This window comes from Longivirga aurantiaca (assembly GCF_042660085.1).
In the GTDB taxonomy this organism is placed as follows: domain Bacteria; phylum Actinomycetota; class Actinomycetes; order S36-B12; family CAIYMF01; genus Longivirga; species Longivirga aurantiaca.
In genome coordinates this window covers 1-1472 of record NZ_JBHSTI010000050.1, presented here as the reverse complement: position 1 = coordinate 1472, position 1472 = coordinate 1, and the positions used below count along the sequence as shown (strand labels likewise).

Here is a 1472-nt window from a genome sequence, read left to right as displayed (position 1 = left end):
CCCTTCGGTCTGTCCGTGGGATTGATGATCCTTGCCGCCTACAGCATGATCGCGGCGGCCATCGCGGGCGGGCTCGGCTACTTCTCGGCTACGCTCTTCCGTGATTACTTCGGGGTTGACATCGCCTGGTACTGGTACGCGATCGGCATGATGGCCGTGATGTTCCTGCTCTCCTACTACCGCGTCACGGTCACCGCCCGAATCCTGGGCTTCCTTCTCACGCTCGAAGTGCTCGTCGTCATCATCCTGTGCGTGTCCATCATCGTCCAGGGGGGTGCGGACGGCCAGATGCCCGAGTCGCTCAACCCCGCGTCGTGGTCATCGGCGCCTGCGCTGGGCATCGGCTTCTTCTTCGCCTTCTGGTCGTGGATCGGCTTCGAGACCACGGCGATCTACGGCGAGGAGACCCACGACCCCAAGAAGACCGTTCCGAGGGCAACCTTCATCGCAGTGCTCGTGCTCGGCACGTTCTACACCTTCGCCTCCTACGCGGGCATCGTGGGCTTCGGGAACCAGTCCGTGGAGAAGGCGACCGAGCTCCTAGGGACCTACTACTTCGTTCTCGCAGACCTCTACTCCGTCCCGATCGTCCGCACCGCCATGGACATCTTCGTGGTCACCGGGTTCTTCGCCTGCGTCTTCGCAATGCAGAACAACGCTTCGCGGTACTTCTACTCCCTCGGACGGGACCGGATCCTGCCTCCCGCCCTCGGGATGACGCACCCGAAGTACAAGTCGCCCTACGTCGCGTCGGCCGCCCAGACCGTGACCGCCATTGTCACGGTGGCCCTGTTCGCCATGGCGGGCGCCGATCCGCTCCTGGAGCTCAGCACCTGGCTCGCGATCTTCTCCACGCTGTCCGTGATCGCGGTGCAGTGCCTAGTCTCGATTGCCGTGATCATGTACTTCAACCGCATCGGCAGGAACGGTCCCGGTGACTACTGGAAGACCATGATCGCCCCCATCATCGGGACGATCGCCCAGCTGGTCATCATGGGGCTCCTGCTGCAGAACCTGACCTTCCTGGCAGGCTCGGAGGCCACCGTCGTCCAGCTGATCCCGCTGTTCGTCGCGATCGTCGCGGTCGTCGGGTTCGTCTACGCGCTGTGGCTGCGCCGCAGCTCACCCGAGCGGTACGAGCGGATCGGCATGCTCCACGACGAGGAGATGATGGAGGCCTTCGTCGACGAGAAGGCCATCCTCGACGATCAGCGCGCACCCTGATCCTGCGGGTCGGCTCCGCGTCGAGCAGCACTCCGTGAGACCCCGGCACGGGTACGGGACGGTCCCTCGTGGCCCCCGGATCCGTGCCGGGGTCGCTGCGTCTCCGCACGTCCTGGCCGGGCAGGCGCGGCTCCGCGCGCCTGCCGTCGCCCTCGACCGAAGGGTGCGGGATGGCGTGCCGGGCGTCGTGCCGGCGGCGCTCCGCAGGTAATCTGTGACCTCCCTCGAGGGATCACCGGGTCGGACTT

Annotated in this window: 1 protein-coding gene; it reads left to right on the top strand. The window is 65.6% G+C overall.

Annotated elements, in window-relative coordinates; translation table 11 throughout:
- The coding region (locus ACFQGU_RS17025; RefSeq protein ID WP_386768891.1) for an APC family permease at positions 1 to 1224 on the top strand (1224 nt) is incomplete at its 5' end.
- Positions 1225 to 1472 lie beyond the last annotated feature (248 nt).